Source organism: Geomesophilobacter sediminis (genome assembly GCF_016458275.1).
Classification (GTDB): Bacteria; Desulfobacterota; Desulfuromonadia; order Geobacterales; family Geobacteraceae; genus Geomesophilobacter; species Geomesophilobacter sediminis.
Genome location: NZ_JAEMHM010000002.1, coordinates 248,600 through 264,236, shown reverse-complemented (window position 1 = coordinate 264,236; position 15,637 = coordinate 248,600). Strand labels below are relative to the sequence as shown.

At 61.5% G+C, this 15,637-nt stretch carries 17 protein-coding genes; 7 read left to right on the top strand and 10 right to left on the bottom strand.

The window, feature by feature from the left end; translation table 11 throughout:
• Positions 1-244: 244 nt before the first annotated feature.
• The 8 genes from JFN93_RS02905 to JFN93_RS02870 form a co-directional block, all read right to left on the bottom strand.
• On the bottom strand, positions 245-1,174 hold the full coding sequence (locus tag JFN93_RS02905) for an XrtA system polysaccharide deacetylase (RefSeq protein ID WP_199382489.1): 930 nt from the start codon (positions 1,172-1,174) through the stop codon (positions 245-247).
• A gap of 358 nt (positions 1,175-1,532) precedes the next feature.
• Positions 1,533-1,727: a hypothetical protein gene (locus JFN93_RS02900; protein ID WP_199382488.1), complete on the bottom strand. Its 195-nt coding sequence runs from the start codon at positions 1,725-1,727 to the stop codon at positions 1,533-1,535.
• A gap of 480 nt (positions 1,728-2,207) precedes the next feature.
• Positions 2,208-2,420 (bottom strand): GSU3473 family protein, encoded by a 213-nt coding sequence (locus JFN93_RS02895; RefSeq protein ID WP_199382487.1) that lies wholly within the window; start codon positions 2,418-2,420, stop codon positions 2,208-2,210.
• Positions 2,421-2,735: 315 nt separating this feature from the next.
• Positions 2,736-3,689, bottom strand: a complete 954-nt coding sequence (gene cysK / locus JFN93_RS02890; RefSeq protein WP_199382486.1) for a cysteine synthase A — start codon at positions 3,687-3,689, stop codon at positions 2,736-2,738.
• Positions 3,690-3,863: 174 nt separating this feature from the next.
• On the bottom strand, positions 3,864-4,934 hold the full coding sequence (locus tag JFN93_RS02885) for a sulfate/molybdate ABC transporter ATP-binding protein (protein ID WP_199382485.1): 1,071 nt from the start codon (positions 4,932-4,934) through the stop codon (positions 3,864-3,866).
• 4 nt (positions 4,935-4,938) lie between these two features.
• Positions 4,939-5,820: a sulfate ABC transporter permease subunit CysW gene (cysW, locus tag JFN93_RS02880; protein ID WP_199382484.1), complete on the bottom strand. Its 882-nt coding sequence runs from the start codon at positions 5,818-5,820 to the stop codon at positions 4,939-4,941.
• 89 nt (positions 5,821-5,909) lie between these two features.
• Positions 5,910-6,743 (bottom strand): sulfate ABC transporter permease subunit CysT, encoded by an 834-nt coding sequence (gene cysT / locus JFN93_RS02875; RefSeq protein ID WP_199382483.1) that lies wholly within the window; start codon positions 6,741-6,743, stop codon positions 5,910-5,912.
• A 10-nt stretch (positions 6,744-6,753) separates the two neighbouring features.
• Positions 6,754-7,761 carry a sulfate ABC transporter substrate-binding protein gene (locus JFN93_RS02870; protein WP_199382482.1) on the bottom strand — a complete coding sequence of 336 codons (1,008 nt, stop codon included), beginning with the start codon at positions 7,759-7,761 and terminating at the stop codon, positions 6,754-6,756.
• A 445-nt stretch (positions 7,762-8,206) separates the two neighbouring features.
• Between JFN93_RS02870 and JFN93_RS02865 the strand changes: the two genes are divergently transcribed.
• The 7 genes from JFN93_RS02865 (at position 8,207) to mnmA (ending at position 13,806) form a co-directional block, all read left to right on the top strand.
• Positions 8,207-9,460: an O-acetylhomoserine aminocarboxypropyltransferase/cysteine synthase family protein gene (locus tag JFN93_RS02865; protein WP_328753512.1), complete on the top strand. Its 1,254-nt coding sequence runs from the start codon at positions 8,207-8,209 to the stop codon at positions 9,458-9,460.
• Between the two features lie 236 nt (positions 9,461-9,696).
• Positions 9,697-9,912, top strand: coding sequence for a sulfur carrier protein ThiS (gene thiS, locus JFN93_RS02860; protein WP_199382481.1), 216 nt, complete (start codon positions 9,697-9,699; stop codon positions 9,910-9,912).
• Entirely contained in the window at positions 9,912-10,724 is an 813-nt protein-coding gene (locus tag JFN93_RS02855; RefSeq protein WP_199382480.1) for a HesA/MoeB/ThiF family protein, read from the top strand. The genes thiS and JFN93_RS02855 overlap by 1 nt, the downstream gene beginning before the upstream one ends.
• Position 10,725: 1 nt before the next feature.
• Positions 10,726-11,124, top strand: coding sequence for a Mov34/MPN/PAD-1 family protein (locus JFN93_RS02850; RefSeq protein WP_199382479.1), 399 nt, complete (start codon positions 10,726-10,728; stop codon positions 11,122-11,124).
• Between the two features lie 26 nt (positions 11,125-11,150).
• Positions 11,151-12,089: a 4Fe-4S dicluster domain-containing protein gene (locus JFN93_RS02845; RefSeq protein WP_199382478.1), complete on the top strand. Its 939-nt coding sequence runs from the start codon at positions 11,151-11,153 to the stop codon at positions 12,087-12,089.
• 69 nt (positions 12,090-12,158) lie between these two features.
• Positions 12,159-12,383, top strand: coding sequence for a sulfurtransferase TusA family protein (locus JFN93_RS02840; protein WP_199382477.1), 225 nt, complete (start codon positions 12,159-12,161; stop codon positions 12,381-12,383).
• A gap of 346 nt (positions 12,384-12,729) precedes the next feature.
• Positions 12,730-13,806, top strand: a complete 1,077-nt coding sequence (mnmA, locus tag JFN93_RS02835) for a tRNA 2-thiouridine(34) synthase MnmA (RefSeq protein WP_199382476.1) — start codon at positions 12,730-12,732, stop codon at positions 13,804-13,806.
• A 22-nt stretch (positions 13,807-13,828) separates the two neighbouring features.
• Here mnmA and modC read toward each other — a convergent pair whose 3' ends face one another.
• Entirely contained in the window at positions 13,829-14,884 is a 1,056-nt protein-coding gene (gene modC / locus JFN93_RS02830; RefSeq protein WP_199382475.1) for a molybdenum ABC transporter ATP-binding protein, read from the bottom strand.
• Entirely contained in the window at positions 14,884-15,567 is a 684-nt protein-coding gene (modB, locus tag JFN93_RS02825) for a molybdate ABC transporter permease subunit (protein WP_199382474.1), read from the bottom strand. The genes modC and modB overlap by 1 nt, the downstream gene beginning before the upstream one ends.
• Positions 15,568-15,637: the final 70 nt, after the last annotated feature.

The following is a 15,637-nucleotide window of genomic DNA, read 5'->3' as shown; positions in this document are numbered from 1 at the left end:
GCCGGTACCGTCCTGACAGAAGTTCTTCCTTTCATCCCTATACCCGCCGCCTATCAGCCACACCTCCTGACGATTGTCACCTTCAGGTCCGGGGACTCGGAGTCAGCAACCGCCCCTTGCCCATGGAGGGCGCTCGTGCGCCGCGCGCCCTGCCGGGCGCACTAAAAAAAACGGCCGAGATCACTCTCGGCCGCCCACTTTTTCCTCACTATCGGTTCTCCGCCGTTTCCACGGCTCGGTCAGCTCACCGTGTTAACGCCCCTCCGGAAGACGGATCAATGCCGAGGAACGGGCTCCCTACAGCGATCGTTGGTACCCGGGAGGTCGCGGACCAGTGTGCCTTCAGCACCAGGTCCATCGGCCCGAATTCGAACCGCCCGAGGAGATAGCGCAGTTTTGCCTCCATCTTGTTGAGGTTGTGGTAATGCCGGAACCGGGACCGCCAGGGAGCGTGAATCCGCGGCTGCCGTGGATCGATTTCCCACGGGTGAAGATACAGTACGGCCGGCTCGTTTTCGACGCCGTTGATCCTTTTGATGCCATGTCCGATCAACGAAACCGGCAACAGGCGCAGGTATCCACCTCCGGCGATCGGGAGCCGGTAGATCCCGTTGGGAAACCGGATCGGCAGGGTGGACAAGGGAAACTCCTGGAGCACCCGTCCCTGCCGGTGCACCGAGAACGGAAACCGCGGTGCGTTGGGCATCCCGTAGACATCATGTACGATGGGGAAAATGCTGGAATCGAAGCTGAATCCCTCTTCGGCCAGGATGTCGAATCCCCAGAGCGACCGCTCGGTTATGGAGTAGCTGGGCGCCCGGTAGCCGCGTATCGGCACCCCCGCCACATCCTCGAGGACTAGGCGTCCCCGCCTGATGTCTTGTCGGGCTTTTTCGATCCCGATCTCGAAGAGGAGTTCGTGACCGTAGCCATGGCTGCCGATCTCGTGCCCCCTGGCGACGATCTCCCGGACCAGGGAAGGGAGACGCTCAGCCACCCACCCCAGGATAAAGAAGGTGGCCCGTGCCTGATACTCGTCGAAGATATCCAGCAGCCGCCTGGTGTTGTCGTTGACGCGAAGCGGGTAAGACTCCCAACTCTCCCGCGTCACGTGATGTTTAAAGGCATTGACCTGAAAGTAGTCCTCTACGTCGACGGTTAAGGCGTTAAGCATGTTTCAGCTCCTTTGCCCTCCATACCGTCAGCACATGGCACGCATGGCACGCGCCCAAATCATTAATGTGAGTTTTCTTATTCTACCTGCATTGAAGGTTCTTGCATCACCCGGCTCCAGGGGACTGCCGGTACCGCCAAGAGATGGGGAAATCGTTTCAGGGGGCTAAAGGGAAACTGAACAGGCGGGAAAACCAGGCGGAGGGGAGGAAACAGCACCCAAAAAGCGTGTTGCCCCTGGATTGGTTGAGCTCCGACCGGCGCGGTGAGGGGAAAAAGATATCGTGGAGGGAAAACAAAAATAGCCGGTTCGGAAATTGACGAACCGGCTACCGGACCGAAAGGATCGGTGTCAAGGGCTACCCGTTGTTGCGGCGCTTATGGTAGATGGCCAATGCCAGCATCCCGGTGCCGCAGAGCACCATGACCCCCGGATCGGCAACCGAGGCCGGCACCTGCGCTGCCCCCTTGATCACGTCGGCGTAGGCGAGACAGGAGACTGCACCCAGCAGGAGGACGGTAAGTGCGGTAAGAATGCGGAATGCCTTTTTCATAGATGCCTCCGGAAGATATCTGTGGGCCGGCCGCTTCGGCGCCGGCTTCTTCGCGATATAGCAGTATCACCCTGCTTACCCACATCTTAAGCAAGGACCATTCCCAAAACCCAACCATCTGTTTTCACGTGGTTTAGTCAAACCTGTCTCCGCAACTGTCAAGTCTACCGACACGAAATCCGGCGGAACCCACCGGCGAAATAGCTGAACTGTCCTCCTTTACCGGGCCCCTCCCTGAGGAGCACTAGGCGACGCTATCAGCCCTTCGGGAACTAAACCCCGGGAGAACCGATCTTTTCCGCCCACGGCGAGGGGAAAGAAGCACCGGGACCCGGGAAAATCAGGTTCAGGGGCGAAAAAAAGGGCAAGCCCCCCTTGGGGCCCGCCCTTGATTATGAAACTGTAACCAAACCCGACACAGAACCGGTTAGTGTCAACCAAACCGACAGCTAAAGGCTCGACCCTCTCGGGAGGGAGGAACTATTCCGTGCTGCTGAAGTTGCTCGCCCGTCGCTCCGTCCCGTTGTAGGGATTGGCGCCGACCTTCCTGGTGCGAATCGGATCGACCCCAACGGTAACCCAGCCGGAGCTACGGAGAAATCGGGCGACTACACCGGCTTCGATGAGGCTGTCGAGCATGAAGTCGTGCACGTAGTCGTAGCTGTTGTTAGTCCAGTTGACTTGAACCAACATATCGTCCTCCTTTTGACTATATAAAAATGCCTGGCAATTTAGGGGCCCGGTCCGCAATCACCGCTGGTGCCTCGACGGCCATCGGCAGCCGCCATGTCCTCACACCGACCGCACTGTCGGATTTTCAGCCAGAAACCGTGCGGGGACCACCGGTCTGCTCCTGGATTATGCAGGATTCAGGCCGCCCAAAGTACCATTACGGCACAAATAGCATGAGAACCACCTTAACGCGCCGAATCAAAGGCCGAATTTGAGAGCAAAAAAAAAGCCCCGGGGTTCGGGGCTTTTTCCCAGCACAGATCTAGGTCAAACGGGTCACGCCTCTTCAAAAAGCGCGGTGGAGAGGTAGCGTTCCGCGAGGTCGGGGAGGATCACGACGATGGTCTTGCCGGCGAACTCCGGCAGTTTCGCCAACCGCACCGCCGCGGCCGCGGCCGCGCCACTGGATATCCCGACCAGAAGACCCTCTTCCTTGGTCAGGCGCCGGGCGAACTCGATCGCCTCGTTGCTCTCCACCTGCTCCACCCGGTCCACCAGGGAGAGGTCAAGGGTTTCGGGAATGAAGCCCGCCCCGATCCCCTGGATCTTGTGCGGGCCGGGCTTGAGTTCCTGGCCGGCGAGTTTCTGGGTGATCACCGGGCTTTCCTTGGGCTCCACCGCCACCGAGATGATGTTCTTCCCGGCGACCTTTTTGATGTAGCGGGAAATTCCGGTGATGGTCCCGCCGGTCCCTACTCCGGAGACCAGCACGTCGACGGCGCCGTCGGTGTCGGCCCAGATCTCCGGACCGGTGGTCTTCTCGTGGATGGCGGGGTTCGCCGGGTTCTTGAACTGCTGCGGAAGGAAGTAACGCTGCGGGTCGGAAGCGGCAAGTTCCTCCGCCTTGGAAACCGCACCCTTCATCCCGGCGGAACCGGGGGTGAGGATCAGGTTGGCGCCGAGGGCGGCCAGGACGCGGCGTCGCTCGATGCTCATGGTCTCCGGCATGGTCAGGGTGAGCTTGTAGCCGCGTGCCGCCGCGACATAGGCGAGAGCGATGCCCGTGTTGCCGCTGGTCGGCTCCACGATCTCCATACCCGGCTTCAGGATGCCGCGCTGCTCAGCATCCCAGATCATGTTGGCCCCGATCCGGTCCTTGACCGAGTAGGCGGCGTTGCGCCCTTCGACCTTGGCCAGGACGGTAGCCTGCGCACCCTTGGTTACGAAATTCAGGCGGATCAGCGGAGTGTTGCCGATGGATTGCGAGTTGTCTTCATAGATGCGTGACATGCGGTAAGTCTCCTTTCACGGTGAATGATGCAATATTGAGTCGGCGCCTAGGGAATTCGAGCCGAGGAAAAGGTGCGATGCTGGTATATTTATATTCACCCGGTGTGGTTGTCAAGTTTTTTATTTATATTCTTGACCCATTCGATACAGTATCTAACAGGGGCTGCTTCCGCCTCAGATTACGTAGTCATCGGTGAACACCCGGACCTTCCGGGGGCGCGCATACACCAGTTCGCCGACCTTCAAGTCGAGCCGGTCCGCCACGTCGCGGGAAAGGTCGACCTCGATCCCCTCCACGTTGCCGGGAAGCTTCAGGTCGACCCGCACCAACGGCCCCACCGTCACCACGCCGTGAACCTGGGCCGCCAGGGAAGCGGTGTCGAAGGGAATCCGCTCGATTTCGATGTCGTGGGAGCGGACGTAGCCGACCGCGGGGGCGTTTCGGGTGCCGGCGTGCTCCGGGGTTTCGACCACCAGCCCCCCCATCTTGGCGGTCCCCTCGTGCACCCGTCCCTGAAACAGGTTCACGTTACCCAAAAAGTCGAAGACGAACGGCGTCGCCGGGCGGTCGTAGACCTCCGACGGGGTCCCCTGCTGCTCGATCTTGCCCTGGTTCATCACCACGATCCGGTCCGCCACCTCGAGCGCCTCTTCCTGGTCATGGGTGACGAAGACCGAAGTGACGTGGATCTCGTCGTGCAGCCGGCGCAGCCAGCGACGCAGCTCCAGGCGGACCTTGGCGTCCAGGGCACCGAACGGCTCATCCAAAAGCAGCACCTGGGGCTCGACCGCAAGGGCGCGTGCCAGGGCCACCCGCTGCCGCTGCCCGCCGGAAAGCTGGGCCGGATAGCGGTCCGCCATCTGTTCGACCTGGATCAGTTTAAGCAGGGTATGAACCTTCTCCCTGATCTCCTTCTTGGAGGGACGGGTCTTCTTGGGGCGCACGGTGAGCCCGAAGGCGATGTTGTCGAAGACGGTCATGTGGCGAAACAGGGCGTAGTGCTGGAAGACGAACCCGACCTGGCGATCGCGCACGTGGCGGTTGGTCGCCTCCTCGCCGTTGAACAGGATGTTTCCGGTATCCGGGGTTTCCAGCCCGGCAATGATGCGCAAAAGCGTGGTCTTGCCGCAGCCGGAGGGACCGAGGAGGGCGACCAGTTCGCCGGAGGGGACCTCCAGGTCGATCCCCTTCAGCGCGTGGAAATCACCGAAGCTTTTGCTGACGTTACTGACGGTAATGCTCATCTCTCTACCTTTTGTCGTCCGGACCGGCCAGACTCTGTTGAATTTTCCATTCCGCCACCGTTTTCACCACCAGGGTCACCAGCGCCAGGAGGGCGAGGATCGAGGCGACCGCAAAGGCGGCGGCGTAATTGTATTCGTTGTAAAGGATCTCGACCTGCAGCGGCACGGTATTAGTCACCCCGCGTACGTGCCCGGAAACGACCGAGACCGCCCCGAACTCACCCATGGCACGAGCGTTACAGAGGATGACCCCGTAAAGGATCCCCCATTTGATATTGGGGAAGGTAACCCGGAAGAAGGTCTGCAGCCCGCTCGCCCCGAGGGTGAGCGCGGCCTCCTCCTCGTCGCGCCCCTGGGACTCCATGAGCGGGATCAGCTCGCGGGCCACGAACGGGAAGGTAACGAACAGGGTGGCCAAAACGATACCGGGGACGGCGAAGATGATCCGGATGTCGTGGGCCTGGAGCCACGGCCCCAGCCACCCCTGCAGTCCGAAGATGAGGACGTAGATAAGCCCCGATACCACGGGCGAGACCGAGAACGGCAGATCGATCAGGGTGACCAGGAAGCTCTTCCCCGGGAAGCTGAACTTCGCGATCAGCCACGCGGCGACGATGCCGAAGAAGAGGTTGAGCGGAACGCAGCATACGGCGGTGAAGAGCGTGAGCTTGATGGCGGAGATGGTATCCGGGTCGCGCAGCGCTTCCAGGTAGGCCGCCCACCCCTTTTCCAGGGCCTGGGAAAAGACCGCGGCGAGCGGCAGCAGCAGAAAGAGCGCCAGGAACAGAAGCGCCGCCGCGATGAGCACCCAGCGCACCGCGACAGGCTCCGAGACGCTGCCGTTGCGCTTGGCAGCGGTTGCTTTGTGGGTTGTTGCTGGTTGCATCGGTACCTCTTTGCTCAAAAGCCCGGTGGACTGGGTGGACGAAATGGACGGGGTGGACCTAACGGAGCGAGCAGTCCATTGCTCACTGCTCACTGCTCGGCGTGGCGGCGGCTCCACTTCTGCAACAGGTTGATGGCCAGGAGCAACAGAAACGAGGCCAGCAGCATCACCGAGGCGATCGCCGTGGCTCCCGCGTAGTCGTATTGCTCCAGTTTGGTGATGATCAAAAGCGGGGTGATCTCGGAGACCATCGGCATGTTCCCGGCGATAAAGATGATCGAGCCGTATTCCCCTACCGCCCGGGCAAAGGCCAGGGCGAACCCGGTCAGGATCGCGGGGAGCATGGTCGGGAACAAGATCCGGTGAAAGGTCTGCCACCGGTTCGCCCCCAGGCAGGAGGCGGCCTCTTCGATCTCGTGGTCGAGTTCCTCCAGTACCGGCTGAACGGTCCGGACTACAAACGGAAGTCCGATGAAGATCATGGCAACGAGGATTCCCAGCGGCGTGAAGGCAACCTTGACGCCGCGAGGCTCCAGGTAGCGCCCCACCCAGCCGTTCGCGGCGTAGACGCTGGAAAGGGTAATGCCGGCAACGGCGGTGGGCAGGGCAAAGGGGAGATCCACCAGTGCGTCGATCAGCTTCTTGCCGGGAAAGCGGTAGCGGACCAGCACCCAGGCAACCAACACGCCGAAAATGCCGTTCACCGCGGCAGCCAAAAGGGACGCGCCGAACGTCACCCGATAGGAGGCCAGAACCCGCGGCGCGGTCACCGCGGCGAGAAACTCACTCCAGGAGAGCGAGGCGGTCTTGAAGACCAGCGCCGAAAGCGGGATGAGCACCACGAAACTCAGATAGAAGACGGTGTAGCCCAGCGAAGGGCCGAATCCCGGCAGAACCGATTGTTTTTTCCCGATAGCTTTCATACCTGGTCCGTTACCTGCCGCCGCCGTAGATTCGGTCGAAAATCCCGCCGTCGGAGAAGTGGGTCTTTTGTGCCTGCTTCCAGCCACCAAAAACCGAATCGACCGTCACCAGGGTCAGTTTCGGAAACCTCCTGGCGTACCGGGCCGCCACCGCCTTGTCGACCGGCCGGTAGTAATGGCGTGCCGCAATCTCCTGCCCCTCGGCAGAGTACAGGTATCTCAGGTATTCTTCGGCGACCTTCCGGGTCCCCTTCCGATCCACGACCTTGTCCACCACGGTTACCGGCGGCTCCGCCAGGATGCTGAGCGACGGGACCACGACCTCGTAGCTCCCCTTCCCCAGTTCGTTCACCGCAAGGTAAGCCTCGTTTTCCCAGGCCAGGAGCACATCTCCCTGTCCGCGTTGGACAAAGGTGGTGGTGGCCCCGCGCGCTCCCGAATCGAGCACCGGCACGTTGCGGTACAGCCTGGTCACGAAGTCCCTCGCCTTGGCCTCGCTCCCCCCCTTCTGTTTCAAGGCATAGGCCCAGGCGGCGAGGTAGTTCCAGCGCGCTCCGCCGGAGGTCTTCGGGTTGGGAGTAATGACCTTCACGCCGGGGCGGACCAGGTCGTCCCAGTCCCGGATCTTTTTCGGGTTCCCTTTGCGGACCAGGAAGACGATGGTGGAGGTGTAGGGAGAACTGTTATTGGGGAGGCGTTTTTGCCAGTTCTTTGGGATCAGCCTGGCCTGATCGGCAATCTCGTCGATGTCATAGGCGAGCGCGAGCGTCACCACATCGGCGGCGAGTCCATCGATGACCGCCCTTCCCTGCTTACCGGAGCCGCCATGAGACTGTCGGATGGTTATGCTCTGGGAGGTCTTTGCTTTCCAGTAACGGGAGAAGGCCCTATTGAAGTCCTGGTAAAGCTCACGGGTGGGATCATAAGAGACGTTGAGCAACTCGACGTTGGCTTGAACCAGCGTGGGAAGGAACAACAGCAACAGCAGTGACAGTGCCAGGAAGACGTTCTTACTCATTACCCCTCCGTTGTAACAACAGGGTCGCCCGCGAAAAACTCCGTCTAGGATAGCGACCGGTATCATACCGTCAAGCCGGCCCGGCCTTAATGCGACTTTACAACTATTAGCCTACCGACTTGATGGTCTAGTAGATACCTTTGTTCCCTGTTGATGTCAAGAATATTTTTCCAATTCCCCTCAAGGGAGTTCTCTCCACCCCCCGAAAGCCCGTGCTTTACCGACCAATCACCAGGGGCCGGTGCACCGCCCCGCTCCAATGCTCCCGCCGCAGCCCTCTCTCGATCACCAATTCCCCCAGAAAACACGCCCCGCAATTGCACACCTTTTTAATATGGATATCGGTTTTATTTCTTGACAACGTAGCTAGTTTTACTCTAATGTCGCACCACAGTTTGCAGGTCAGCTATTTTTTTAAACACCGCCATCCGGCGAAGGAGGGTTTGTGGGGAATCTGGGGCAAAGCCTGAAACTCGATACGCTGCTCGTGCATGGGGGATCCGCCCCCGGCCCGTCCGGCGCCACCAAGCCTCCCATCGTCCAGGCGTCCGCATTTGCCTACGACACCGCTGAAGAACTGGAAGATATCTTCCGGGGCCGGGCGGTAGGCCAGGTCTACACCCGCATCGGGAACCCCACCCTGGAAAGCCTGGAGAAACGCCTCACGGTCGTCGAAGACGGGATCTCCACCATCCTCACCGCCTCAGGCATGGCCGCCATCACCACCGCCGTCATGGCGATCGTGCGTGCCGGTGACGAAATTCTCTCCTCATCCTCCCTGTTCGGGGGGACCTACTCGCTTTTCAAAGACACCCTCGGCAACTTCGGAGTTAAGACCCGCTTCGTGGACCCGACCGATCTCGACGCCCTCGCCGCCGGCATCAGCGCCGCCACCCGGCTCATCTTCGTCGAATCCATCGGCAACCCGAAGATGGACGTCCCGGATCTCGCGGCGATCGCTGCCATCGCCAAACAGCACGGCATCCCGCTTCTGGTCGATGCGACCGTCTCCACCCCGTACCTCGCCCGGGCCAAGTACCTCGGCGCGGACGTCGTCATCCATTCCACCAGCAAATATATAAACGGCACCGCCAACTCCATCGGCGGGGCGATCGTCGACTGCGGCACCTTCAACTGGCAGAGCGAGAAATTTCCCCACTTCGAGCCGTATTTCAAGAAGTACCGGAATTTCGCCTTCTCGGCACGGGTTCGCAAACTGATCCACAAGGACCTCGGTGCCTGCGCCGCACCCTTCAACGCCTTTCTCAACGGGGAAGGGCTGGAAACCCTGGCGCTGCGCATGGAGCGGCATTGCGCCAATGCCCTCAAGCTTGCGACCTTCCTCAAAGGACACGAAAAGGTCGGCTGGGTGAACTACCCGGGCCTGCCGGACTCTCCCTATTTCGCGGTTGCCAACCGGCAGTTCAACGGGCGTTTCGGAGGGCTCCTCACCTTCGGGCTCAAGGACCGGGCCAGCGCGTTCCGGGTGATCAATGCCCTGAAGCTGGCCAAGAACCTCGCCAACATCGGCGACACCAAGACCCTGGTGATCCATCCGGCCAGCACCATCTGCGCCGACTACACCGCCGAGGTGAAGGCGCTCATGGGAGTCAGCGAGGAACTGGTACGGGTCTCCACGGGGATCGAGGATGCCGAAGACATCATCGCCGACTTCGCTGCAGCCTTGGACCAGCTCTGACATCAAGTAAAGGATGAGGTTGTCCCGACCAACCGCCTCATCCTGGGACAATTCGAAAACCGCAATTCTATATGCAGCGCGCCACGGAGCGTGGACAAAATCGGGGCTTTGAGGTAAGGTGGGCGGCCTCCTGGTCTCCCGGTTTTCGGACAATGCCACGTAGCGCCGCAGGAACCGGGATCCGGAAATGGCCGGCGCTGCCGCCGCTTCCGCAGAAGCCGCAACAGGAGAAAAAAATGAACCTTACGGTAAATGGCAAATCGGCCACCATCGAGGCGCAGGGAAATGTCTCCGTCCTACAACTGCTCGACCTTCTCAACGTCTCCCAGAAGGAGTACGTGACCGTCGAGCTGAACGGCGACATCCTCGACCGGGAAAGCTTCGCGGCGAGCCCGGTTCAGGACGGGGACACGGTGGAATTTCTTTATTTCATGGGCGGAGGGGCTCTGTAGTGAAGCTGACCGAAGATCAGATCAACCGTTACTCGCGCCACATCCTGTTGAAGGAAGTGGGGGGTAAAGGCCAGAAAAAGCTTTTGGAGGGAAAGGTCCTCATCATCGGTGCCGGCGGGCTCGGCTCACCGATCGCCCTCTATCTGGCCGCTGCCGGTGTCGGCACCATCGGCATCGCCGACGCCGACGACGTCGACGTCACGAACCTGCAGCGCCAGGTGATCCATTTCACTCCCGACGTCGGCAAACCGAAGGTCATCTCCGCGAAGGAGAAGATGCAGGCAATCAACCCGGACGTCGAGGTGCGGACCTACCAGGAGTGGGTCTCGGCAGCGAACATCGCCGACATGATCGCCGACTACGACTTCGTAATCGACGGAACCGACAACTTCGCCGCCAAGTTCCTCATCAACGACGCCTGCGTGCTGGGGGGCAAGCCGTACTCCCACGGCGGCATCCTCCAGTTCGACGGGCAGACCATGACCGTCGCCCCGGGGCAGTCCCCCTGCTATCGCTGCATCTTCCCGGAACCGCCCCCCAAGGACGCCATCCCGAGCTGCTCCCAGGCCGGGGTCATCGGGGTGCTCCCGGGGGTGCTCGGCACGATCCAGGCGACCGAGGCGATCAAGTACCTGCTCGGCCAGGGAGACCTCCTTACCGGACGGCTCCTTACCTACAGCGCGCTGAGGATGCGTTTCCGCGAAATCCCCTTCCGGAAGAACCCGAAGTGCCCGATCTGCGGGGAACATCCGACCATCACGACCCTGAAGGACGAACTCGACGCGATGACCGTCTGCGACCTGGGGCACTGACATGCTGCGGATACCGAGAGAGATCCACGAGGCGGTGCTGGAGCACGCCCGGGAGGGATTCCCGCTGGAGGTCTGCGGCATCTTGGGCGGGCGGGGGAGCGAGGTGCTCAGTCATCACCGCATGACCAACACCGACCAGAGCAACGAGCATTTCATGATGGACCCGAAGGAGCAGTTCGCCCTGGTGAAGGAACTCCGGGCTGCGGAGCAGTCGATGCTGGTGATCTACCACTCCCACCCCGAATCCCCGGCACGCCCGTCCCAAGAGGACATCCGGCTGGCCCTGACGCCGGGAGTGGCGCATCTCATCGTATCGCTCATGGACCAGGAAACACCGGTAGCCAAGGCCTTCACCATCTCCGAAGGGACCGTTGCCCCGGTGGAAATTGAACTGTTTTAAGTGAATTCAATAGAGGAGCGGCAAACGTGGCAGACGCAAAGATAGATCTGAAAAACCTGAAGGCGGGCGGTTTCATCAAGGAACGCGGCAAGGATCTTTTTACGGTACGGCTGAGGGTTCCCGGCGGACGGCTGTCAGTGGAGCGGCTGGGTAAGATCGCCGAAGTCGCCAAGAAATACGGGCAGGGGTACGTTCACCTCTCGGTCCGGCAATCGGTCGAACTGATCAACATCAACTTTGCCGATTTCGATGCGGTGGTCGCCGAACTCGGCGAGGAGCAGCAGAAGGTCGCCTCGTGCGGCGCCCGGGTCCGGGTCCCGACGGCCTGCGGCGGCTGCGAATACAACCCCAACGGCCTGGTCGACACCCAGAAGTCTGCGCTGGAAGTGGACCAGCACCTCTTTGGCACCCCGACCGGGCACCACAAGTTCAAGGTCGGCTTTGCCGGCTGTCCCTTCGACTGCCCCAAGTCGGCAATCAACGACGTCGGCTTCCAGGGTGCCATCTGGCCGGAGCTGACCGAGGCCGAGTGCATCTCCTGCGGGCTGTGCGCCAAGTCCTGCGTGGAAGGCGCCATTGCCATGGACGGTGACAAGCCGGCGTTCACCCCGGAGAAATGCATCTACTGCGGCGACTGCGTGAAGGTCTGCCCCACCGGGGCCTGGAAAAGCGCCAAGCGCGGCTACACGGTCCGCATCGGCGGCAAGTGGGGCCGCCGTCCGCTGGTCGGAACGGTGTTCGCAACGTTTCTCCCCGAGGAAAAGGTGGTCGACTTCATCGCCGCCGTCCTCGCCTGGTACCAGGAAAAGGCGGAAGGCGCCGGGAGGACCCGCCTGGGCGACATCATCCTGCAGCAGGGCCCGGATTCGCTTCTGGAATACCTCCGCAAGGACTTCCCGGAATACGTGCTGGATGCTACGATACCGCCGCAGGTGATCGAAACCCAGATGCCACTGGGGCGGTGAAATTCAGTCGAACGGAGGGGCGCAGCATGCTGCGCCCCCTCATCCATCCAAACAACGAGGACTCTACATATGGAACAGATCGATCTGAGAGGGGTGTCCTGCCCCACCAACTTCGTAAAGGCAAAACTGGCGCTCGAGGATATCGAGACGGGGGAAACGGTGGAGTTTCTCTTGGACGACGGGGAGCCGGTAAAGAACGTGCCGCGCAGCCTGAAGGCCGACGGGCACAAGCTCCTCGGCCTCAAGGAGACCGACGGCTACTACGTCCTGACCTTGGAGAAAGGGGAAGAATAAGCCCCCCCTTTGCCGGAGCGACCTTCCTGCGCGATCGACTCTTTCTGAACAGAAAGAGAGCCTGCCCTACCCTGTGGGAGCCCCTTTCCAGGCGCGATCCGCCGAAGGCGATGCCACGGATGCGGTCAATCGCGTCGGGAAGGGCGCTCCCACAGCGATAACAACTTCTCCGCTGAACCAGGGTATTCCCCCGGCGCCATGGTCCTCCGCACTTTCCCCTTGCCATCCGCCCCCCATTAATTGTTTAATCAGCATCGGCGCGAGCTTTGACAGCCTCGCGCCTTCATGTTTTGGAGAGCCCGGTATCCGGAGTCTTTCGTATCACGCACCAGCAAAGAGAACCTAGATGGATAAAAAGACCGTACTGATGGCAATGAGCGGGGGGGTCGATTCCTCGGTCAGCGCCGCGTTATTGAAGGAACAGGGATACAACGTCATCGGCGTTTCGATGCAGCTCTATGAAAGACCCGAGTCGCAGGCGTCAACCGGCAAGACCTGCTGCTCCCTTACCGACGTCCTCGACGCCGGCCGGGTTGCCAAAAGGCTGGGAATCCCCTTCGAAGTCATCGACCTGAGGGACCGGTTCAAGGAACTGGTGATGGACAACTTCCTGGAGGAGTACGCCGCCGGCCGGACCCCCAATCCCTGCGCCCGGTGCAACGAGCGGATCAAGTTCGGCCTCCTCCTGGAGATGGCCGACTCCTTTGGTGCCGATTCGCTGGCCACCGGCCACTACGCCCGCATCCGCCGCGATCCGGACGGGATCTACCAGCTCCTCAAGGGGCTCGACCCGGGCAAGGACCAGTCCTACTTCCTCTTCGGGATGAGCCAGCCTCAGCTCTCGCGCATCCTTTTCCCGGTAGGGGAATTGGAGAAGCCGCAGGTGCGCGAACTGGCCACCCGTTTCAACCTCCCGGTTGCCGCCAAGAAGGAAAGCCAGGAGATCTGCTTCATCCCCGACAACGACTACGTCGGCTACCTCGAGGCCAACGGCATCCCCTCTTCCGCCGGAGACATCGTTACCGGCGCCGGGGTGAAGGTCGGAACCCACAAGGGGATCCACCAGTACACCGTCGGCCAGCGCCGCGGTTTGGGCATCGCCTGGGAAGCGCCGCTCTACGTCACCGGGCTGGACCGGGAGCACTCGCGGGTGATCGTGGGACCGCGGGAGGAGCTGCGCCGCACCGGCCTTGTGGCCGCAACCCCGACCTGGACCTCGGTTGCTCCTGCGGAGGCGGTGGAACTGACCTGCAGCATCCGCTATCGGCAGAAACCGGTGCCGTGCCGGGCGGCCTTGCTGCCGGACGGCAAGCTCCGGGTGGATTTCGTCGATCCCCAGTACGGGGTGACGCCGGGGCAGGCGGTGGTTCTTTACGATGGCGAGCGGGTTGTCGGGGGGGCGTGGATCGAGGAAGGGATCTGAAGGGGTTCCAGGTAAGCGTTTTTCAGGTAAGGGTCCGGAAGGACGAGGCCTTGATTACCGCGTAGATATCGGCCCGGGCCTGGATGGCAAGTTCGTCCGCCGCCTCCCCCACCACCTCGGCGATCAGCCGCTGGCCGCCGACCGATAGCTCCACCCCCACCTTGTTTCCCGAAGCGAAGGTGTCTACCACTTTGCAATGCAAAAGGTTGCGGGCACTGATCGCCTCAGGGTGTTTCTTGAAAAGGATGATGTCCCGGGAGGAAAGCTCGAAGAGCGGGGTTTCCTCCTGACTCGCCGTCGAAACGAAAAGCTCGGCGTCCCCCCACCGGTAGACCTGCATTCCACCCAGCCTCCGTACCAAATCTCCCCGGATGAGGTTGATGTAGCCGACCTGGCTGCGCCCCATTCGCTGACGGGCGAGTTCCTCCGGAGTCGTCTGCCCCAGAATCCTTCCACCGCCGACCGCAAGCACCTCATCGGTCATCAACCGGATCTCCAGAAGCGAGTGGGAGATGAAAAGGTACGGAATCCCGAACTGATCCCCGGCGCTGCGCAGGTACTCGATGATCTGCAGCTTGTGCGAGTCGTCCAGCGCAGAGAGCGGCTCGTCCATGAGCAAAAGCCTCGGGTTGGCGAGGATCGCCCGTCCCAGCGCCACCCGCTGTTTCTCCCCACCCGACAGCATATTCACCCCCCGCTGCAGCAACGGTTCCAGCTTCAACACGTCGATCAGGGTGTCCGGGTCGATCTTCCGGTGCCCCGGCGTACAGCGCTTGAAACCGTAGAGGAGATTCCCCTTCACGCTCAGATGGGGAAAGAGGCAGGCGTTTTGGAAAACCATGGCGATGCGCCGGCGCTCCGGGGGCACCGAGATCCGCTTGCTGCTGCTGAAAAGGTATTCCCCGTCCAGGACGATCTCTCCCTGGTCCGGATGGCTCAGGCCGGCCAGCAGGGAAACCAGGGTCGACTTTCCGCTGCCGGAAACCCCGAAGATCCCCACCCGCCCCCCGGCGACGGAAAAGTCCGTCGCCAGTTCGAATCCGGGGAAGCGCTTGTCTACCGCCATCCGCAGTTCCATCACGCCCTCCTCGTAAACTTGCGCCCCACCGTTTCGTGGATCCCCAGCACCAGAACGGAAAGGACCACCGAAACGATGCAAAGGGAGAGCGCGGTTCCCTGGCCGGTGGGAGAGCTCGTGTAGTCGTAGATGGCCAGGGGGATGGTCTGGGTGACACCGGGGATGTTCCCGGCGACGATGATGGTAGCGCCGAACTCGCCGAGGCTGCGCGCAAACATGAGCGACGACCCGGCGCAGATGCCCCGGACCGACAGCGGCAGGATGACGGTGCAGAGAATGTCCAGGCGCCGGGCGCCCAGGGTCCGCGAAGCGCTGATCAACTGGGGGTCGAGCGATTCCATCCCGATGCGGATGGATCGGACCAGCAGGGGAAACCCGACCAGTGCCGAGGCGAGGACGGCCGCCTTCCAGGTGAAGATCAGCTTGATCCCCAGCAGGTTGAAAAGCGGTGCGAGCCAGCCGTGGGTGCCGAGGGAGATGAGCAGCAGGTAGCCGATGACGACCGGAGGCAGGGTGAGCGGGAGGTTGATCAGTACCTCAAGGAGGAGCTTCCCGCGGAAACGGCAGAAGGAGGTCAGGTAGGCGAATCCGATGCCGAACGGAAGACTCAGCAAGGTCGCGGCGAGCGCAACCTTCACCGAAAGCCTGATGGCAGTAAAGTCGGTGCTGGTGAGATACTCCATGAGCGTTTCCGTCCTCTTAAGGCAAGCCGTGCCCTGGGAAAAGGCCCGGTTATCCCCCCTCCCCTGGCGG

Excerpts from the sequence above, each read along its gene's own strand:
- modB (WP_199382474.1), bottom strand. The coding sequence starts at position 15,567 with ATGGAGTATCTCACCAGCACCGACTTTACTGCCATCAGGCTTTCGGTG.
- thiS (WP_199382481.1), top strand. The coding sequence starts at position 9,697 with ATGAACCTTACGGTAAATGGCAAATCGGCCACCATCGAGGCGCAGGGA.
- cysW (WP_199382484.1), bottom strand. The coding sequence starts at position 5,820 with ATGCAACCAGCAACAACCCACAAAGCAACCGCTGCCAAGCGCAACGGC.
- JFN93_RS02905 (WP_199382489.1), bottom strand. The coding sequence starts at position 1,174 with ATGCTTAACGCCTTAACCGTCGACGTAGAGGACTACTTTCAGGTCAAT.
- JFN93_RS02870 (WP_199382482.1), bottom strand. The coding sequence starts at position 7,761 with ATGAGTAAGAACGTCTTCCTGGCACTGTCACTGCTGTTGCTGTTGTTC.
- JFN93_RS02895 (WP_199382487.1), bottom strand. The coding sequence starts at position 2,420 with ATGTTGGTTCAAGTCAACTGGACTAACAACAGCTACGACTACGTGCAC.
- JFN93_RS02840 (WP_199382477.1), top strand. The coding sequence starts at position 12,159 with ATGGAACAGATCGATCTGAGAGGGGTGTCCTGCCCCACCAACTTCGTA.
- modC (WP_199382475.1), bottom strand. The coding sequence starts at position 14,884 with ATGGAACTGCGGATGGCGGTAGACAAGCGCTTCCCCGGATTCGAACTG.
- cysT (WP_199382483.1), bottom strand. The coding sequence starts at position 6,743 with ATGAAAGCTATCGGGAAAAAACAATCGGTTCTGCCGGGATTCGGCCCT.
- mnmA (WP_199382476.1), top strand. The coding sequence starts at position 12,730 with ATGGATAAAAAGACCGTACTGATGGCAATGAGCGGGGGGGTCGATTCC.
- JFN93_RS02850 (WP_199382479.1), top strand. The coding sequence starts at position 10,726 with ATGCTGCGGATACCGAGAGAGATCCACGAGGCGGTGCTGGAGCACGCC.
- cysK (WP_199382486.1), bottom strand. The coding sequence starts at position 3,689 with ATGTCACGCATCTATGAAGACAACTCGCAATCCATCGGCAACACTCCG.
- JFN93_RS02885 (WP_199382485.1), bottom strand. The coding sequence starts at position 4,934 with ATGAGCATTACCGTCAGTAACGTCAGCAAAAGCTTCGGTGATTTCCAC.
- JFN93_RS02900 (WP_199382488.1), bottom strand. The coding sequence starts at position 1,727 with ATGAAAAAGGCATTCCGCATTCTTACCGCACTTACCGTCCTCCTGCTG.